This window comes from Vibrio phycocola, assembly GCF_054404255.1.
The window spans coordinates 255,672-275,048 of sequence record NZ_JBTAMQ010000005.1; the positions used below are offsets into that span (position 1 = coordinate 255,672).

A 19,377-nucleotide genomic window follows, 5' to 3' on the forward strand; every position below is an offset into this window, starting at 1 on the left:
TTGACATAAGGCAGGTTTGCGTAAATCTATGTGTGGTTATATTCGATCACTGCTTTTTTGCTCGGCGGTTCTTTGCAAAGAGAGCTTCTATCTCATGTTTCGGCTGAGGTCGGTGGAAATGAAACCCCTGAATAGAGTTGCACTTCATACTCGATAGCAACATTGCCTGTTGCTTCGTTTCGACACCTTCTGCAACGACAAGTAAGTCTAAAGAGCGGCCTAAGTTGATGATATTTTCAATAACCGTTACTTGCTTTGGCAGAACATCAAGCTCGGTAATAAATGAGCGGTCTATTTTTAGCTCATCAATTGGGAAACGTGCAAGATACGCTAATGATGAATAGCCAGTCCCAAAGTCGTCGATTGAGAGGGAAAAACCTAACTTTTTAATTGAGTTAAGCATCTGTAAAGTATGCTCACCATTACTCATAACAGCACTTTCGGTCAGTTCAAAAGTGATATAATTCGCATCAACTTGAGTAGTTTTTAGCAACTTCTCCATATATTCAATCAATTTGGCGTTACAAAATTGTTCTGGAGATAGGTTAATCGCAACTCGTCCAGGCAAGATCCCTTGACGTTTCCAACGCTTAATCGTGGTAAAGACTTCGCGCATTACAACTCGACCTAGGTGCTCTATGAGGCCGGCTTTTTCTGCGACAGGGATAAATGCTGCAGGGCTAATATAGCCTTCAACAGGGTGTTTCCATCGAACTAAAGCTTCAGCACCGCTGATACTAAAGTCTCTTGCATCAACTTTAGGCTGATACCAAACTTCTAATCCACTTTGCTGTAGTGCTTTTTGCAGCTCGATTTCTAGCCATAAGCGAGTTCGTGCTTCTTTATTCATTTGATCGTCAAAATGAATCAGTCTATTACGCCCGCGAGCTTTGGCTTCGTACATTGCAGTATCGGCATTCTGCAATAGAATTCGAGCATCATTGCCATCTCCAGGGTAGTTAACACTGCCAATTGAACAAGAAAGTCGCTTACTAAAGTAATTTAAATCAAAAGGTTGATTTATTACGGAGATTACTCGGTCAGAGAGTTGCTCTGCGACATTTTTTGAGTCTGGAGAAGGTATAATGATGCCAAATTCATCGGCACCAAGATGCCCCAATATTGCAGACTTTGGAATTAACCGTTTGAGGCGATTCGCCACTTCACAGATAACTTTATCACCAATGTGATGTCCCAAAGAGTCGTTAATATTTTTAAAATTATCAATATCTAGGTAGAGCAAGATACACGGGGTATCACTGCTGATTATCTTATCTAACCTTTTGGTAAACCCAGTACGATTATAAAGTGCAGTAAGTGGATCAACCATTGGGTCAGACGCAATTATTTGATTGTTATCCGATACACATTCTAATGGAGCATTAATCAAAACTAACGTTGCCTCAGAGCCCAATATCAACGTTTTTTTTGCGACTAGGCTGACCGCACGCTCAGTTAGACATGTAGTGCTTAATAAGCAGTCAGTAGGAGTGTCAGATAACAACTCAATAAATGGAGCCTTAAAAGCGGTTTGAGTTTGAGGATCAACAAAAAGATCATCAATTTTTTCGCCAAGAAAATCTTTCGAGTTATTGAACCCAAGGATTGTCCCCGCTGCAGGGTTCGCGGTGATCACTATATCGTTCTCAACAAGTAGGTAACCTTCGTGGAGCGAGTGGGTTAGTGTGGCATACTTGCTTTCCGATTCTTGTAGCGATTTTATTAATATTTGTTTTTCAGACGTATCAAATGCTTGAAAGGTGATTAATGGCGAGCCTTCTCCAACGAGTAACGGAGCTACGGAAATGTGCAATGTCGTTTCAACATTTTGATCGGGTATTGTCACCTCACTTTCAACCAACTCACCTCGAATTGCACGAGCATAATAAGGAGCAAGGTGTTGGTAAATATTTTCACCTAACACTTTACTGTCATTCATTCCAATTAACGCATCATTACTTAAGCCAGCAATATCCATATAGCGTTGGTTGACCGCAACATAATTATGCTGTGAGTCTAGAATCGCAAAGAAAAAAGGACTATGCGATGTGAATTTAGCGAACCAATCTTTGATATCTTGTTTAACCATATTCGATACTATCAATGCTCCGAAGGCGTCGCCTTTATTATCTCCCACTATTTAGTATTCAATGGCTTAGCATCAAATAATCAGCGAGCATCACTCTTGTGATGAGTATAGGTTTTAGAAAGTCGTCTACTTAGTATGATCTATTTTTTGATAAAAGACAGGTTTGAACGTAATCTCTTTCAGTATGATAGGAAATATTCGCTAACAACCTAATGGATAATAGAGCGTGATTAATAAGATACATAGTGGAATCGTTAAAAATGCAGCGACACTTTTGAAATCTCCAGTCCAGTTATTACCAAAATTTGTTCATCGGTTAACCATGCTTGAAGCGCTACGGATGGTATTTAAAGAAGCACTTGAAGATGGGGATTTTGAGTTTCTTGATAGCAAATGGTTAAGAGTTGAAGTGACTGATTTGGATTTACATTGGTATATCGGTTTTAATGATGAACAATTAGTAGTATCTGAGCAGGAGCAAATAGCTGATGTGTGCTTTAGTGGCACGCTAAATGACTTGGTGTTGATTGCTGGGCGAAAAGAAGATCCTGATACACTTTTCTTTCAACGCCGCTTGTCGATTGAAGGAGATACCGAACTTGGTCTCGAAGTGAAAAACCTTATGGACAGTATTGATCTTGACGCCTTACCGAAAACCTTAACAATAATGTTAAATCAGCTAGCCGAATTTGTGCATAAAGGATTACAATCTCCTCAATCCCATAATGAGGTTACCAATGCTTATTCGAACTGAAGCACCTGCTGATATTCTCGCCGTCGACCGCTTATTAAAGCGTACATTTCCCACTGATCAAGAAGCTAAATTGGTCATGGCATTGCGAGAAAATTCAAATCTTACCCTGGCCCTTGTGGCATGTGATGATAATGGGGCATTAATTGGCCACATTATGTTTAGTCCTGTCACTGTAGAGGGGGTTGATACACATTGGCAGGGCCTAGCGCCACTTGCCGTTGATCCTGAACATCAACATCAAGGGATTGGAAAGCAACTGGTCACTCAAGGGCTGGAATTTCTTACCGATTTTAGTTATCCAGCGTGTGTTGTATTGGGTGATGGGGATTTTTATAGTCAATTTGGTTTTCAAGCGGCAGAAAATATCGGTCTTCGATGCCCATGGGATGTACCAAAAGGCGCATTTCAATTTTGCGAGTTAACGCAAGATGCATCAGATGGAATTCACGGATTGGTAGAATATAGTCCTGAGTTTAATTTGGTCATTTAGCGAGCTCTCAAAGCAAATTAATACTCAAATGGATACAAGTTAGCTTGTATCCATTTTTCGTTTTTGAGTATTAGTAATGATGACATGCACTGGCTTTTGATGGCGATGGTGGTCTTAAGTTGAACAAAAAAGCATCAAAAAATCATTATTTTTCTATGCCAAACGATTACATTTTTTATTTTACTAGGGTTGTATAGATAAAGTCGTTACTCTAATCCTATTGTTATAGGTACAAATTGAGTTGTGAGAAACAGCACTCGGAGAACAGCGATGGAAAAGTTACAAATGGTAGCGCAACAAGCGTTAACTTTAATGGATTTAACCACTTTAAATTCTGATGATACTGACGAAAGAGTTATTGCATTGTGTCAGTCAGCCAAAACACCCTATGGTACTACAGCCGCAATCTGTATTTATCCGCAATTTATTGAAGTTGCAAAAGCGGCACTAGCAGAGCTTGGCTCTGTCGATATTAAGATAGCAACCGTCACCAACTTTCCTCACGGAAACGCAGACGTAGATGTTGCTGTTGCGGAAACGACTGCGGCAGTAAAAGCGGGTGCAGATGAAGTCGATGTTGTTTTCCCTTACCGAGCGCTGATTGCGGGAGATAAAGATATTGGTTTTGAATTGGTGAGCCAATGTAAGAAAGCCTGTGGTGACAATGTTCAATTGAAAGTCATTATCGAAGTGGGTGAATTGAAAACTGAAGCATTAGTTAAGCAAGCGTCTCGAATTTCAATTGAAGCTGGCGCGGACTTTATTAAAACTTCTACTGGCAAAGTAGCGGTAAACGCAACGCCCGAATTTGCTCGGATGATGTTGGAAGTGATCAGTGAATATCGTGATACTCATACTGTTGGTTTTAAGGCGGCAGGTGGTGTTAAAAGTGCCGAAGATGCGCGTATCTATATGGATATGGCACAAGAGCTGATGGGGAAAGAGTTTGTTGTTCCACGCTTCTTCCGTTTCGGTGCATCGAGCCTATTAAATAATCTTCTGATCACGTTAGGGGAAGATGTGGTGGCTTCAGATTCTAAATATTAACCACTAAGGATAGTTCATGTTGCTACCTCAAGAGATTATTCGAAAGAAACGAGATGGTTTGGTGTTAAACCAAGCTGAAATATCACAGTTTGTTCAAGGGATTACTGATAATTCAGTCTCGGAAGGGCAAATTGCTGCGTTTGCTATGGCGGTATATTTTCAAAATATGACGATGGATGAACGTGTCGCTTTGACTTGTGCGATGAGAGATTCTGGCACTGTGGTTGATTGGTCAGCATTTGATTTTGATGGCCCTATTTTGGATAAGCATTCGACCGGTGGAGTGGGTGATGTGGTTTCACTGATGCTTGGCCCATTGGTTGCCGCATGTGGCGGGTATGTTCCAATGATTTCAGGAAGAGGGCTGGGACACACGGGTGGAACACTGGATAAGTTTTCTGCAATTCCTGGCTATCAAGTTATGCCTAGCTATGACCTGTTCCGAAAAGTGACTCATGAGGTGGGAGTAGCGATTATTGGCCAGACCGGTGATTTAGCTCCCGCAGACAAGCGCTTTTACGCGACACGAGATATTACCGCAACCGTTGAGAGTATTTCATTAATTACCGCATCGATACTGTCCAAGAAGTTAGCTGCGGGGCTAGATGGTTTAGTTATGGATGTAAAGGTTGGCTCAGGTGCGTTTATGCCAACCTATGAGAAGTCACAGCAGTTAGCGGAATCGATCGTTGCAGTAGGTAATGGCGCTGGTACCGCAACCTCTGCAATCTTAACTGATATGAACCAAGTGTTAGCCAGTTCTGCCGGTAATAGCGTTGAAGTACGTGAAGCCGTTCGTTTCCTTACTGGTGACTATCAAAATCCTCGCCTGAAGAGCGTTACGATGGAGCTGGCGGCGGAAATGCTACAATTGGGGCGTCTATCGACATCAAAAAATGACGCAATGATTAAGCTTGAGCGAGCATTAGATAGTGGTGCGGCTGCAGAAAAGTTCTCACTGATGGTTGGCAGACTCGGTGGTCCAACGGATTTTGTTGAACATTATGATCGCTACTTAAAACCTGCCGCAATTAGTAAACCACTGATGGCATCATCAGCAGGCGCTGTAAACCGAATGGACACTTATGCCATTGGTATGGCTGTGGTTGAACTTGGTGGTGGTCGCCAACGTGCAGAGGATAATATTGACTATGCGGTTGGGTTTGATCAAATCGTTCAATTAGGAGAGCAAGTCGATACCGCAACACCTATTGCAATGATTCATGCACAAAGCGAAGAGGCTTGGAACAGAGCAGCAGAACGATTAACTCAAGCAATCACAATTGGAGAGCAAGAAACTGTTGCTCCTACCATATACGATTACATTCGAAACGATTAAATAAACATAGAAATTAACATAGAAATTAACATAGATATTAATAAAGGAATAAATCATGGCTACTCCACATATTAACGCAGAGATGGGCGATTTTGCCGACGTAGTTTTAATGCCTGGCGATCCCTTACGTGCTAAATATATCGCCGAGACTTTTCTTGAAGATGCAAAACAAGTGTGCGATGTGCGCAGTATGCTTGGATTTACGGGAACTTACCAAGGTCGTAAAGTCTCTGTCATGGGGCATGGTATGGGAATTCCATCATGTTCTATTTACGTAACCGAGTTGTTCAAAGACTATGGCGTAAAGAAAGTGATTCGAGTTGGAAGTTGTGGTGCAGTCAGTGACGATATTAAATTGCGTGATGTTGTTATTGGAATGGGCGCATGCACGGATTCTAAAGTGAACCGTATGCGGTTTAAAGACCATGACTTCGCCGCAATTGCTGATTATAAAATGGTGAAAGCGGCTGAGATGGCGGCAGAAAAGCGTGGTATTGATGTGAAAGTTGGGAATTTATTTTCGGCTGAACTTTTCTATACTCCAGATCCATCTATGTTTGATGTACTCGATAAGTACGGCATCGTTGGTGTTGAGATGGAAGCTGCTGGGATCTATGGTGTGGCGGCAGAGTATGGAGCAAAAGCACTGGCGATTTGTACGGTTTCTGACCATATTAAACGTGGTGAGCAGACAACTTCTCAAGAGCGTCAAACAACATTTAATGAAATGATTGAAATAGCACTTGATTCAATTATTTTGGGTGATAGTTGGGAGTAACGATACTGTCGTTATTCGGCAATGAGATAGTGAGATACTATCTCATTGCTATTTTGCTTTACTGTTTTAGAAATAAGTTTTCTTGTTTACTGTCGTTTTTCGATTTGCTGATGATGAGTACGGTAAGTAATATTCCACTGATAAAACTGACCAAAATCATTAAATACATATAGCGGTCACTTTTACGGTAATGATGGTCGGAAATTGCGGTCACTTTACCTGTCTCAAAGGTAATTCGAATAAACCCGATGACTCGATTATCCAATAAAATAGGATCGAGAAGTTGCTGCCTCCCAATTCTTGCCGTTTCTAATGGCGTATCAATACCTAATATATCTCTTACTGAGCGAGCTGAGTCACTTGCGGCTAATGGTACGCCTTCAACATCATAAATTGTGGCATCAAAAACAAGGCGATCTTCTGCTAATTGATTGGTTAGAGTAAACAAACGTTCTTGATCTAAATTGGCGAGAGGCTCACTTGCGCTATGTGAGGCTTGAGAAATGAGCAGTTTGGTTAAAGTTTCTAATTGATTGGTCTGGATTCGCTCGTTACCCTTAGTGATCATTACGCTATTTTGCACAGTAAAGAAAAAGATCAGAGAAACCAAGAGAACCGCAATCCCTCGAATTACTACGCGAAATGAGAAAAGAGAACCATCCATACAGCACCAAATGTAAAGAATTTCAGATTTTGTCCATATTGAGACTTGCGTTTGTAAATTGCAATAGGGTAACGTCTGGATAAATTAAACAAGGGTTATCTACATGGACGCATTGAAAACACTGTCGATTAAAAAACATACGACATTATTACAGAGAATCTCACTTGAACGTTTTGTTGTCAAAACGGGCAAAACAGAAGGTGGCTGGATTTTATTTGGTGATATTTTGATGGAAGATCAATTTGAACAGATTGACTTCTACACCGGTATTGAAAACACCATCGTTGCTGCATGGAAAGTAGGACACTATGAAGTTGCTCTTATGTCAGGGATACTGACAGAACAACATTTGGAAATTATTGATGCGTTAGAGCTAGATGCCGCTTCAACCGCTGATTTACCGGATTTGACCAAGCCTGGTCTTGTGTTAATGGATATGGATTCAACGGCGATTCAAATTGAATGTATTGATGAGATCGCTAAATTGGCCGGTGTAGGCGAAGAAGTTTCTGAAGTTACTGAAAGAGCAATGCAAGGTGAATTGGACTTTGAACAAAGTTTACGTCAACGAGTTGGAAAGTTGGCTGGTGCCGATGAATCTATTCTTGAGGAAGTACGTAGTACCTTGCCATTAATGCCAGATTTACCGGAATTGGTTGGAACACTAAAGCAGCTAGGCTGGAAAGCGGCGATTGCTTCCGGTGGATTTACCTACTTTTCCGGTCATTTACAGCAAACCCTTGGTTTAGATCATGCAGAATCAAATACCCTTGAAATTATTGATGGTACATTGACTGGGAAGGTGCTGGGTGATGTTGTTTCTGCTCAGACTAAAGCCGATATTTTACTTAAGTTAGCAAATGAATACCAATTGGATATTGCGAATACTGTTGCCGTTGGTGATGGTGCAAATGACTTAGTGATGATGTCTGCTGCTGGGCTAGGGGTGGCTTTTCATGCAAAACCAAAAGTTCAGCAACAAGCGCAAACCGCGGTTAAATATGCTGGGTTGGGTGGAGTACTATGTATCTTGTCAGCCAGTCTGGCATTGCAAAATAAGCTATCTTGGTTAGACCGCAGCTAATTTAGATAGATCCATGATGAAAGCTGGGAAGAAATGTTGCCCGGCTTTCATGTTAGTTTTTAACGAGCAAGCTCTAAACGTATTAATACTTCATCGGTAATATCGATGATTTCCCCATACCCTGTAATCGTAGACATCTCTTTCTCAATTGTTCTTGCATGATAACTACTAATATTGCTTAGTTCAGCTAAGTCCTGCTTGAGTAGTGATGTTATTGGGTCGAAAACAGGGGTTCCACTCATTCTAATAACAAAAACATCTCCAAGCAGTTTAGAATCTTCAATGAACGCTATACGCTCTCGCACATTAACAAACTCACTATGTAATTTGACATTAACAGAGCGAACTCGGTCACCAAATTTCCGAACGGCAATATAAATCTCATTATATTGAGGGTGAGCATCATCAATATGCTTCATCGGAAGAGCTAAAAGACTACTAGTATGTCCTTTGAAAATAGGTTCAAGTGAAATTCGCTCGTTACGGCCTAGTTTTGCAAACATCATCATACAAGAATCTAACGGGTAATTGACGCCGATAGCCTTCGTTTGCAAATTTGTTCGTTTTCGTTCAACAAAAAGTGGAGAGCACATTACACGAGCAAGTAAAATATGGTGTAAAGCTTCAAGTAACTTGTCGCTCGGTAACATTTCTTGGCATATCGTTAGCTTATCTAAATTAATATCGATGAGGCGATTGAAGAAGTTAATTATTTTTAACGACCATGGTGTGTCTAAAATAACTAATTGAACTTCTTTACCATTTGACCCAACGCGGACTATTTTGTATTCCACCCGATGTAGTGGGAGTTTTTTGTTATATAGTTTTAATTCTTTAAAATCGATTAGGGCTGTCGTCCCAATTTTAGAACTTATTGGCTCATCGAGTTTTAAACACAACCCCCGTTTTGAAATGTCCACAGATAATCCATTTATTTCTCTGTCATCCAATGAAAATAAGATCGGAGAATGTAAGGTATAGCGAGGTTCTTTACGCTGTGGGCGAGCGTCAAAGTAAACGGACATTGGAGTCGCAGTGACGGCTCGCGATTGACGAAACGGTGCGAGAGCTTTGCTGGTAAGATTTGGTTTATCGACGAGCTGGTAATCATTGGCCGTAGATGGCCCACCAATTTCCTGCAATAACCCAAAATGAGTGAGCGAAGCTAAATCTTCAGTCAACTCAGGTTGTTCAGTTTCAAGGCTTAGTCGTTCTTTCTCAGAAAGTTCAAATATTGAGACTTTAAATACGCGCCACGATGGTCTTTTAGCACCTAAATGCCAAAATAGCTTACGAATCTCAGGAGAGGCCTCGGGCATCATCATAGAAAAAAATAACGTTTTAGTATCATGCTCATGTTTAAAACTATAAATGGTATTGCTGCTTCCCTTTACACCAGGTTTAGCAAGTAACGCCATTCTTTCTTGGTTAAACATGGCACTTAAGGTCTGTTGGTTTCTTTCGTCTTTCCAGTATTGCCAAATATCATGATTGCTTTCTGTCAGCAATACAGCCTTGAGCTCGTTGTTGCTGAAAAAAACCGGCAGTTGGCACGCATGCTTAAGAAACATATGTTCAAACGCACGAGTGCGGGCTCGAATGATTTTATCTTGATTGTCATGGCGTGCGCGTTGAGCTTCATTTTTTAACGATAAATCAATGATTTGTGTAACCAAAGAAGAGTCGTTTACCTGTATTGCGCGTAAGTACTTTACGGAGTCAGTTTCATCTATATCATCAATACCTAGAATACGATACGAGACAGGATCTTGATGGCCGTAAATACCAAGCTTTTTAATGAACTCACTAAATTCAACGTCAATAATGTCGCCTAATCCATATTCAAAGGTGCTTGGGACTTTGAATCGAGCACCAGAGGGCGATATGTCAGAGGTAGCACCGTAAATTTTCTGGTTTCTTGAGAGTTTAATTTCAACTTGGGAGTGAATTTTAAGACGATTTTCTTTGCGTTTTAAGTCGTAGCCAAGATGAATTGCTTCAACTTCAAAGGGGAGTGTTTCTTCTTCTTGACTGAATTGCTCTTCTGTTCCTCGCTCACGCATAACACGAAGGTTATTACGGGTATTATAGAGAGATTCCCATACACCGTCCGTATATGAACCAAATTTTTTATAATTGCGATGGTAATCGTTAAATGCAACATCATCGAGCCAATGCGTAATTCCATTTAAATGGTATTCATGACACTCTCCCGCAACTCGGCCTCGCAAATCAACGTTGCGATTACACGGTGTCATGAGTCGATTAAGCTCCATTTTTACCAGTAACTTAAGAGAAGGAGATTTCCCCGATGTCATTTGATCAAGTATGCCTTCAAAATCGTCGGAGTGGTAAACAGGAATTAATCGTTCAGCTATTGATAGAATTTCAGTCGATTGCATAGTTCTTTGTTAAGATGTACCGGTTAGATATACTATCGGCATTGAGAAAATTATCTTTAGTGGCTTGTTTCTATTATTCATTATAGTAGCCTCGAAAGTATGTTTGTTAGTAAATTGTCGAGTCAAATTAGAGTAAAAGAGGCGAAATGGCGACTAAAGTAAAACGCGCGTATGTCTGTAATGATTGTGGAGCAGACTTCCCTCGCTGGCAAGGACAATGCAGTGCTTGTGGGGCATGGAACACCATTTCAGAAGTTAGACTGGCAGCTCAACCAAAAGGTGGCCTAAAAGATAGGCATTCTGGATATGCTGGCGCGGTAGGTGAGAATAAAGTTCAAACCCTAGATGATATTGACCTTCAAGAAGTCCCCCGTTTTAGCAGTGGATTCGCTGAATTTGATCGCGTGCTTGGTGGTGGTATTGTACCTGGCGCTGCGATATTAATTGGTGGTAGTCCAGGAGCTGGTAAGTCGACATTGCTCTTGCAAACCATGTGTTATCTCGCTGAGAACATGCCGACACTATATGTCACCGGTGAAGAATCATTGCAGCAAGTCGCCATGCGAGCGGTTCGTCTTGGCTTACCTAATGATAAGTTAAAGATATTCTCTGAAACCAATGTCGATAATATTTGTATTGTTGCTGATAAAGAACAGCCGAAGATTATGGTCATTGACTCGATTCAAGTCATGCATGTTTCTGATGTTCAATCTTCTCCCGGTACGGTATCGCAAGTAAGAGAGTCAGCCAGTGCATTAACTCGATACGCCAAACAGAATAATGTTGCTGTGTTTATTGTTGGCCATGTTACTAAAGATGGAACGCTTGCTGGCCCTAAAGTACTCGAACATATTATTGATTGCTCAGTTTTGTTGGATGGCAGTATTGATAGCCGCTTTAGAACCATGCGCAGTCATAAAAACCGTTTCGGAGCCGTGAATGAGCTTGGCGTTTTTGCCATGACAGAGCAGGGGATGCGTGAAGTAAAAAATCCATCAGCTATATTCTTAACTCGAGGTGACGAAGAAACCTCAGGCAGTTCTGTAATGGTCATTTGGGAAGGGACTCGCCCACTACTTGTCGAAATCCAAGCGTTGGTCGATTACTCCCAACTTGCGAATCCACGTCGTGTTGCAGTCGGGTTAGAACAAAATAGGCTTTCTATGTTATTGGCCGTTTTGCATAAACATGGTGGCTTGCAAATGGCTGATCAAGACGTATTTGTCAATGTCGTTGGTGGAGTGAAAGTCACCGAAACAGGAGCAGATTTGGCGCTATTAATGGCGTTACTCTCTAGTTTTAAAGGAAAACCTCTGGCAAAAGATGTGGTGGTTTTCGGTGAAGTCGGACTGGCTGGAGAGATTCGTCCAGTCCCAAGTGGGCAAGAACGTTTAAATGAAGCCTTTAAGCATGGCTTCAGAAAGGCTATTATTCCCGCAACCAATATGCCCAAGGGTGGTATTGAAGGAATGCAAATTCATGCGGTGAAGAAGCTTTCGGATGCAATTAGTGCATTTGATGAGCTATAAATTGCAGAAAGAGTAAACAAATAGGTGAAAGATCGCTACGCTTATTACGTACTCAAAAGAATGTAAAAGTGTCCCTGAATCATGATAGGATTCGGGTGAAAATAATTTAATCCAAAGTGCTCGTGGGACTACCAGTCTGAAAAGATTGTGGTATACTCTGCGCGCACTTTATACCTTATTAACAGAGTAAGACAATGACTGACTTATCAAAATACAGAAACATTGGTATTTTCGCGCACGTAGACGCGGGTAAAACTACCACTACTGAGCGTATCCTAAAGCTGACTGGTATGATCCATAAAACTGGTGAAGTACATGATGGCGAATCAACTACAGACTTCATGGAACAGGAAGCTGAGCGCGGTATTACAATCCAATCTGCTGCGGTAAGTTGCTTCTGGGATAATCACCGTTTTAACGTAATCGACACCCCTGGACACGTAGACTTTACAGTTGAAGTATATCGTTCACTGAAAGTTCTAGATGGCGGTATCGGTGTATTCTGTGGTTCAGGCGGCGTAGAGCCTCAGTCTGAAACTAACTGGCGTTATGCGAATGACTCTGAAGTTGCTCGTGTTATCTTCGTTAACAAATTAGACCGTATGGGTGCAGACTTCTACCGTGTTGTAGAGCAAGTGAAAAAAGTACTTGGCGCTAACCCAATGGTAATGACACTTCCAATCGGTATCGAAGATGATTTCGTAGGTGTAGTTGACGTATTAAGCCGTAAAGCTTACGTTTGGGATGACACAGGTCTTCCAGAAAACTACACAGTTGAAGATGTTCCTGCAGATATGGTTGACGATGTTGAGCAATATCGTGAAGAACTAATCGAAATGGCAGTAGAACAAGACGACGATCTTATGATGGCATACATGGAAGGTGAAGAACCTTCACTGGAAGACATCAAACGTTGTATCCGTAAAGGTACTCGCGACCTAGCGTTCTTCCCAACTTACTGTGGTTCAGCGTTTAAAAACAAAGGTATTCAATTAGTTCTTGATGCTGTTGTTGATTACTTACCTGCTCCGACAGAAGTTGATCCTCAGCCTCTTATGGACGAAACCGGTGCAGAGACTGGCGAGCATGCAATTGTATCTGCTGATGAAACCTTTAAAGCACTAGCATTCAAAATCATGGATGACCGTTTCGGTGCGTTAACTTTCGTACGTATTTACTCTGGTAAATTAAACAAGGGTGACACCATCCTTAACTCATTTACAGGTAAAACTGAGCGTGTTGGCCGTATGGTTGAAATGCAAGCTGATGATCGTAAAGAACTTACTAGCGCGCAAGCGGGTGACATCATTGCGATTGTGGGCATGAAAAATGTTCAGACAGGTCACACTCTATGTGATCCTAAAGATCAAGTAACTCTAGAGCCAATGGTATTCCCAACACCAGTAATCGAAATCGCAGTTAAGCCTAAAGATAAAGGTTCAACTGAGAAAATGGGTATCGCTATCGGTAAAATGGTTGCAGAAGATCCATCTTTCCAAGTTGAAACTGATGAAGATTCAGGTGAAACCATCCTTAAAGGTATGGGTGAATTACACCTAGACATTAAAGTTGATATCTTGAAGCGTACTTACGGTGTTGATCTAGAAGTAGGTAAACCTCAAGTAGCTTACCGTGAAACTATCACGAAAGAGATCGAAGATAGCTACACGCATAAGAAACAGTCTGGTGGTTCTGGTCAGTTCGGTAAGATCGATTACCGTATCAAACCAGGTGAAGCTAACTCTGGCTTTACTTTTACCTCTACAGTTGTTGGTGGTAATGTACCTAAAGAATTCTGGCCTGCAGTTGAAAAAGGCTTTGGTTCAATGATGGAAGAAGGTGTTCTTGCTGGATTCCCAACGTTAGACGTTGAAGTTGAACTGTACGATGGTGCTTTCCACGCAGTCGATTCATCTGCAATCGCATTTGAAATCGCAGCGAAAGGTGCATTCCGTCAATCTATGCCTAAAGCAGGCGCTCAGTTGCTTGAACCTATCATGAAAGTTGATGTGTTCACTCCTGATGATCACGTTGGTGACGTTATCGGTGACTTGAACCGTCGTCGTGGCATGATTAAAGACCAAGAAGCTGGTTTGACTGGCGTCCGTATTAAAGCAGATGTACCTCTTTCAGAAATGTTTGGTTATATCGGTTCACTACGTACAATGACATCTGGTCGTGGTCAGTTCTCTATGGAGTTCTCACACTACTCAGCATGTCCAACAAACGTTGCTGAAACTATCATCGCTGAAGCGAAAGAGCGTAAAGAAGCTAAATAATATTTAGAATTTCTTTTTCGTAATTGAAAGCCTCGATTTATCGGGGCTTTTTTGCGTTTAAATTTTGGTATTTAGATCGAAATTTATTGAAGTGATAGGTCCGGTTTTGAATAAATAAGAAGCGTGTTTGTTGAGTAACTAAAATGTATCTCACAGTTTTTATATGAGATTTGTGGAAACGTTTACACCTTGGGCCTATGGTCACAAAAGTGATAAATAGGCCTTGTTAGAATGGATCTCAATTGGCAATGACAAACCTACAGAACGTTATGTCTATTAGGTTTTCTGCCTTGAACTTAGTAATGGCTGTTTAGAGAAAAAGCATGAACGAATTTGATCCAGTTGAACATCCACATCGTCGGTTTAACCCATTAACAGGACAATGGGTTTTAGTTTCACCGCACCGAGCGAAACGCCCTTGGAGTGGTCAAGATGAAAAGCCAGCGGTTGGTTATCTTCCTTCGTATGAGAAAGAGTGCTTTCTTTGTCCAACCAATACCCGAGTTTCTGGAGATAAAAACCCAGACTATAAGGGAACGTATGTGTTTTCTAATGACTTTGGTGCTTTGATGCCAAATACGCCGGATGCTCCTAAGTCTGATAATGAATTGTTTAGAAGTGAAGGTGCTCAAGGCTTAAGTCGAGTTATGTGCTTTTCGCCTGATCACAGTAAAACATTGCCAGAATTGCCGGTTGACTCTATCTATCAAGTGATCGAAACATGGTGTGAGCAGCTCGTAGAATTAAGAGATAAATACCTCTGGGTTCAATTGTTCGAAAATAAAGGTGAGACGATGGGGTGTTCACAACCACATCCTCATGGCCAAATTTGGGCTAATAGCTTTTTACCCAATGAGATCGCTCGCAAAGAAGAAAACCTTAAAACTTACTTCTCTGATCATGGGAAAAATTTACTGCTTGAATATGCGTTAGCGGAAAGTGTAGATGGTGCACGTACCGTCGTTGAAACCGATGATTGGATTGCTGTTGTTCCCTATTGGGCTGCTTGGCCGTTTGAAACCATGCTTCTACCGAAATTTGCAGTAACACGAATGGAACAACTTACCGAAGCGCAAAAATACAGCTTAGCCGTTACGATGAAAAAGTTAACAAGTCGATATGACAATCTCTTTGAATGTTCTTTTCCTTACTCAATGGGATGGCATTATGCACCTTACTTTTCGCAAGGAGAGGCAACAGAACACTGGCAGCTTCACGCTCTCTTTTATCCGCCGTTACTTCGTAGCGCAACGGTCCGTAAGTTTATGGTTGGGTATGAGATGCTTGCTGAAACTCAGCGAGATTTAACCGCAGAACAAGCCGCTGAGCGTCTAAGAGCTGTAAGCGATATCCACTATAAAGAAGCGTAGCCAGATACCATAAAATTAATGTGAAATAATTTAGGAAATAGAGTCATGAAACAGCTTGTCGAAGCGGTAAAGAATTCATTTTTAGAGCGATTTGGTTCAGCTCCTCACTCTTTTATTCAAGCTCCAGGCCGGGTGAATTTAATTGGAGAGCATACCGATTACAATGATGGCTTTGTCTTGCCTTGTGCGATTAATTATCAAGCTGTGGTCGCCGCTTCTCGCCGAGCAGATTCTATCGTTCGTGTCGTTGCGGTCGATTATGATAATGAAGTCGATCAATTCGATATCTCGCAGCCTATCACCTTCGTGGAAGGAAAGTTATGGGCCAATTACATCCGCGGTGTCGTGAAGTTTTTACTCGCTCGTGGCTACTCATTTAACGGTGCAGATATCGCGGTCAGTGGTAATGTGCCTCAAGGTGCGGGGCTTAGTTCATCAGCGGCACTTGAAGTTGTTATCGGCCAAACCTTTAAAGAGCTCTACACCCTGCCAATTAGCCAAGCTGATATTGCGCTTAATGGCCAGCAAGCTGAAAATGAATTTGTTGGTTGTAACTGTGGGATTATGGATCAACTTATCTCTGCTCAAGGGCAAGAAAATCATGCATTGTTGATCGATTGTCGTAGCCTTGAAACCGAAGCGGTCTCAATGCCAAATAACCTTTCTGTGGTCATTATTAATTCGAATAAAAAGCGTGGCCTAGTGGACAGTGAATACAATACACGCCGTGAACAGTGTGAAGAGGCCGCTAAAATATTTGGCGTTAAAGCATTGCGAGATGTCAATATGGCACAGTTTTCAGAGTGTAGAAATGAGCTAAGTGATGTTGTTGCTATGCGATCTCGACATGTTATTAGTGAAAATGAACGCACTGTAAGAGCCGCAAAGGCACTGCGCGAAGGTAATATTGCATTGTTAAGTGAGTTGATGGAGCAATCGCATATTTCAATGCGAGATGATTTCGAAATAACCGTAAAGGAAATTGATTTCATTGTAGATTTAGTTAAGTCAGTGGTTGGTGTTGAAGGTGGAGTACGTATGACGGGGGGCGGGTTTGGTGGCTGCGTGGTATCCGTTGTTCCTCCTCATTTGGTGGACGCCGTTAAAAACATTATTGAAGAAAAATACCATGCTGAAACCGGTTTGCACGCTTCAATTTACGTTTGTCATGCAACGCCGGGCGCTGGCTTAGTCGAGGAAGTATAAAAATGAGTTCTCCACTGTTTCAATCAATGACTTTAACCCCTGCTTCTGATGGAAATATGGCAAATATTGTGGAGCTTACCAATAGTCAAGGAAGCTCGATTGTTGTCATGGACATTGGTGCAACCTGGCTAAGTTGTTCGCTGGCTTTAAAATCTGGCGAGCGTCGAGAGGTGCTACTTGGCATCGCAACCATGGAGCAGTTTCTCTCTCAAGGTGCTTATTTAGGGGCGAGTGTTGGTCGCTATGCGAATCGGATTAAACAAGGCCGCTTTTCAATTGCTGAACAGGCGTATCAACTTTCAGTAAATCTAGGTGGAAACACCTTACATGGTGGTGAAGTCGGTTTTGATAAGCAGCGCTGGGACATTATTGAGCAAGCTGACAACACAGTCACAATGACGTTTACATCGCCAGATGGTGATCAGGGTTTTCCTGGAAACCTAGAGGCTAAAGTCTCTTATACCTTAACCGAAGAGAACCGCGTTGAAATAGAATACAGCGCTCAGTGCGATAAAGCATGCCCAGTGAATTTAACCAATCATGCTTATTTTAACTTACTGGGCACTGATTCCGACCAGTTGTGTTTGGAGCATACCTTGAAGCTTGAGTCGAAGTCTTTTCTGCCAATCAATGATGTGGGGATTCCGTTGGGAATCAATGAATCGGTTGAAGGTAATGGTTTTGATTTTCGTCAGCCTAAGCAAATAGCGAAAGAGTTTCTGTTGGATGAGCAACAAAAAAGCGTGAATGGTTACGATCATAGTTTTATTTTACCTCAGACAAATTCGCTTTATTCTCCAGCGGCAACACTGACGTCACCTGATAATGAAGTGACGATGACAATGTTTACTGATAAGCCTGCGATTCAACTTTATACTGGGAACTTCTTAGGCGGTACACCTAGGCGTGAAGGTGGAGTGTATGCAGATCATGCGGGTGTTGCGCTTGAAACACAGTACTTGCCAGATTCTCCCAATCATCCAGAATGGTCACATTCCAATTCGATCTTAGAACCCGGTGACGAGTACTGTTTTACAACAGTATATCAATTTGACGTTTCTTAATGAGTGAACGTCAAATCATGTAAATTAAATGCTATTCGCAAGCTCGAATGGCTTTTTATAATGGAGAAACAGAATCGCGTTGAACTAAGCTTGGTGTGAACTGAAGCTGGTCGCTATCGGGAGCTTCTCCTCTGGCGAGCTCTAACGCAAGGGTTGTCGCCTTCTCAGCCATTTCTTGAATAGGATAAAGAATAGTTGTTAACCGAGGTCTGACATAGCGAGCAATCGTCGCATCGTCAAATCCAATAACCGACATAGCATCCGGAAGAGCCACATTGTGTTCCTCCAATACAGAAATTGCTCCAGCAGCCATATTATCGTTGTAAGCGACTACTGCACTGATATCAATTGACTTGCAAAGCAGGTCAGACATCGCTTTTTCTCCCCCTTCTGAATTAGGTTCAGCACTTTCGATATAATCAGAATTTAACACAATTCCGTGCGCCTTGAGGGCAGCTAAATAGCCATTGATTCGTTGCTGAGCATCTTCAATATGGTGGGTCGATGCAATACAAGCGATGTTCCGATGTCCTTGCTGAATTAGGTATTCCGTCGCAATATATGCACCTTTTTCATTGTCCAAAGAAATACAACGATCGGCGATTTCGGGGATATGACGGTTGATCAGAACCAAAGAGGGGATCTCTTTAGAGAAACTGATTAACTCTTGATCTGAAAGGCGTTTCGAATGAATCACCAGTGCATCACAACGATTGTTGATTAGCAGTTCGATGACTTTACGTTCTTTATCTGCTTCATGATAACCATTGCCAATAAGAATTTGCTTACCATTTTCTTGAGCAACATTGTCAACGGCTTTAACCAGTGAGCCGAAAAATGGATCGGAAACGTCACTCACTAAGATACCAATCGTATTACTGCTTTGGCTGACCAATGCTCGAGCAGCGGCATTAGGGCGATAGCCTAACGATTTCATTGCGACCGTTACAGAATCTATCGATGACTGACTTGCTTTCGGTGAGTGGTTAATGACTCGTGAAACCGTTGCAACAGATACTCCAGCGAGTCGTGCGACATCTTTAATGGTTGCCATAGCAGTTTAATCCGTAAACAATTCTTTAAATGTAATGGCTATTTAACGTAATGAAAAATAAAGCCATACATTTAAGGATGAAGTAAGAACAATACCTTATAGAATAAGGCGTTGATCTTAGTGTAAACGTTTTTAGTAAACTAAATGAGGTTTAGAGTCTAGAAATGTTTGTTACTACACGGTTTGGTTAAAAATAGAGAAACTCACGTACATTTTTAGAGTCTCTTT

15 protein-coding genes are annotated in these 19,377 nt (G+C 41.6%); 11 read left to right on the plus strand and 4 right to left on the minus strand.

The features are described 5' to 3' along the window. Positions 1-46: 46 nt before the first annotated feature. The gene (locus ACXJY6_RS09835) at positions 47-2,089 is read right to left on the minus strand and encodes a sensor domain-containing protein (RefSeq protein WP_458768208.1); all 2,043 of its coding nucleotides are present in this window, start codon (positions 2,087-2,089) and stop codon (positions 47-49) included. A gap of 226 nt (positions 2,090-2,315) precedes the next feature. Here ACXJY6_RS09835 and ubiT point away from each other — a divergent pair, with 226 nt between their 5' ends. The 5 genes from ubiT (at position 2,316) to deoD (ending at position 6,497) form a co-directional block, all read left to right on the plus strand. Then, positions 2,316-2,843 carry a ubiquinone anaerobic biosynthesis accessory factor UbiT gene (ubiT, locus tag ACXJY6_RS09840; protein ID WP_456050655.1) on the plus strand — a complete coding sequence of 176 codons (528 nt, stop codon included), beginning with the start codon at positions 2,316-2,318 and terminating at the stop codon, positions 2,841-2,843. Beyond that, positions 2,827-3,333: a GNAT family N-acetyltransferase gene (locus ACXJY6_RS09845; RefSeq protein ID WP_458768209.1), complete on the plus strand. Its 507-nt coding sequence runs from the start codon at positions 2,827-2,829 to the stop codon at positions 3,331-3,333. The genes ubiT and ACXJY6_RS09845 overlap by 17 nt, the downstream gene beginning before the upstream one ends. A gap of 270 nt (positions 3,334-3,603) precedes the next feature. Continuing rightward, entirely contained in the window at positions 3,604-4,380 is a 777-nt protein-coding gene (gene deoC, locus ACXJY6_RS09850) for a deoxyribose-phosphate aldolase (protein WP_458768210.1), read from the plus strand. Between the two features lie 16 nt (positions 4,381-4,396). Further along, entirely contained in the window at positions 4,397-5,719 is a 1,323-nt protein-coding gene (deoA, locus tag ACXJY6_RS09855) for a thymidine phosphorylase (protein WP_458768211.1), read from the plus strand. A 55-nt stretch (positions 5,720-5,774) separates the two neighbouring features. Next, the gene (gene deoD, locus ACXJY6_RS09860; RefSeq protein WP_456050659.1) at positions 5,775-6,497 is read left to right on the plus strand and encodes a purine-nucleoside phosphorylase; all 723 of its coding nucleotides are present in this window, start codon (positions 5,775-5,777) and stop codon (positions 6,495-6,497) included. A 58-nt stretch (positions 6,498-6,555) separates the two neighbouring features. On the opposite strand, the gene ACXJY6_RS09865 is transcribed toward deoD, so the two are convergent. Continuing rightward, positions 6,556-7,161: a YtjB family periplasmic protein gene (locus tag ACXJY6_RS09865; protein WP_456050660.1), complete on the minus strand. Its 606-nt coding sequence runs from the start codon at positions 7,159-7,161 to the stop codon at positions 6,556-6,558. A 103-nt stretch (positions 7,162-7,264) separates the two neighbouring features. Here ACXJY6_RS09865 and serB point away from each other — a divergent pair, with 103 nt between their 5' ends. After that, positions 7,265-8,245, plus strand: coding sequence for a phosphoserine phosphatase (gene serB / locus ACXJY6_RS09870; protein ID WP_456050661.1), 981 nt, complete (start codon positions 7,265-7,267; stop codon positions 8,243-8,245). Positions 8,246-8,304: 59 nt separating this feature from the next. On the opposite strand, the gene ACXJY6_RS09875 is transcribed toward serB, so the two are convergent. Then, entirely contained in the window at positions 8,305-10,647 is a 2,343-nt protein-coding gene (locus ACXJY6_RS09875) for a PilZ domain-containing protein (protein ID WP_458768212.1), read from the minus strand. Positions 10,648-10,793: 146 nt separating this feature from the next. On the opposite strand from ACXJY6_RS09875, the gene radA reads away from it, so the two are divergent. The 5 genes from radA (at position 10,794) to galM (ending at position 18,095) form a co-directional block, all read left to right on the plus strand. After that, complete coding sequence (gene radA / locus ACXJY6_RS09880; RefSeq protein ID WP_458768213.1) at positions 10,794-12,176, plus strand: DNA repair protein RadA; 1,383 nt, start codon at positions 10,794-10,796, stop codon at positions 12,174-12,176. A gap of 194 nt (positions 12,177-12,370) precedes the next feature. Further along, the gene (gene fusA, locus ACXJY6_RS09885; protein WP_456050664.1) at positions 12,371-14,455 is read left to right on the plus strand and encodes an elongation factor G; all 2,085 of its coding nucleotides are present in this window, start codon (positions 12,371-12,373) and stop codon (positions 14,453-14,455) included. Between the two features lie 323 nt (positions 14,456-14,778). Next, the gene (locus ACXJY6_RS09890) at positions 14,779-15,825 is read left to right on the plus strand and encodes a UDP-glucose--hexose-1-phosphate uridylyltransferase (protein WP_458768214.1); all 1,047 of its coding nucleotides are present in this window, start codon (positions 14,779-14,781) and stop codon (positions 15,823-15,825) included. Between the two features lie 45 nt (positions 15,826-15,870). After that, positions 15,871-17,031 carry a galactokinase gene (gene galK / locus ACXJY6_RS09895; protein ID WP_456050666.1) on the plus strand — a complete coding sequence of 387 codons (1,161 nt, stop codon included), beginning with the start codon at positions 15,871-15,873 and terminating at the stop codon, positions 17,029-17,031. Between the two features lie 2 nt (positions 17,032-17,033). Beyond that, on the plus strand, positions 17,034-18,095 hold the full coding sequence (gene galM / locus ACXJY6_RS09900; RefSeq protein ID WP_458768215.1) for a galactose-1-epimerase: 1,062 nt from the start codon (positions 17,034-17,036) through the stop codon (positions 18,093-18,095). Positions 18,096-18,150: 55 nt separating this feature from the next. Here the strand turns inward: galM and ACXJY6_RS09905 are convergent, their stop codons facing one another. Then, positions 18,151-19,149: a substrate-binding domain-containing protein gene (locus ACXJY6_RS09905; RefSeq protein WP_456050668.1), complete on the minus strand. Its 999-nt coding sequence runs from the start codon at positions 19,147-19,149 to the stop codon at positions 18,151-18,153. Between the last annotated feature and the right edge of the window lie 228 nt (positions 19,150-19,377).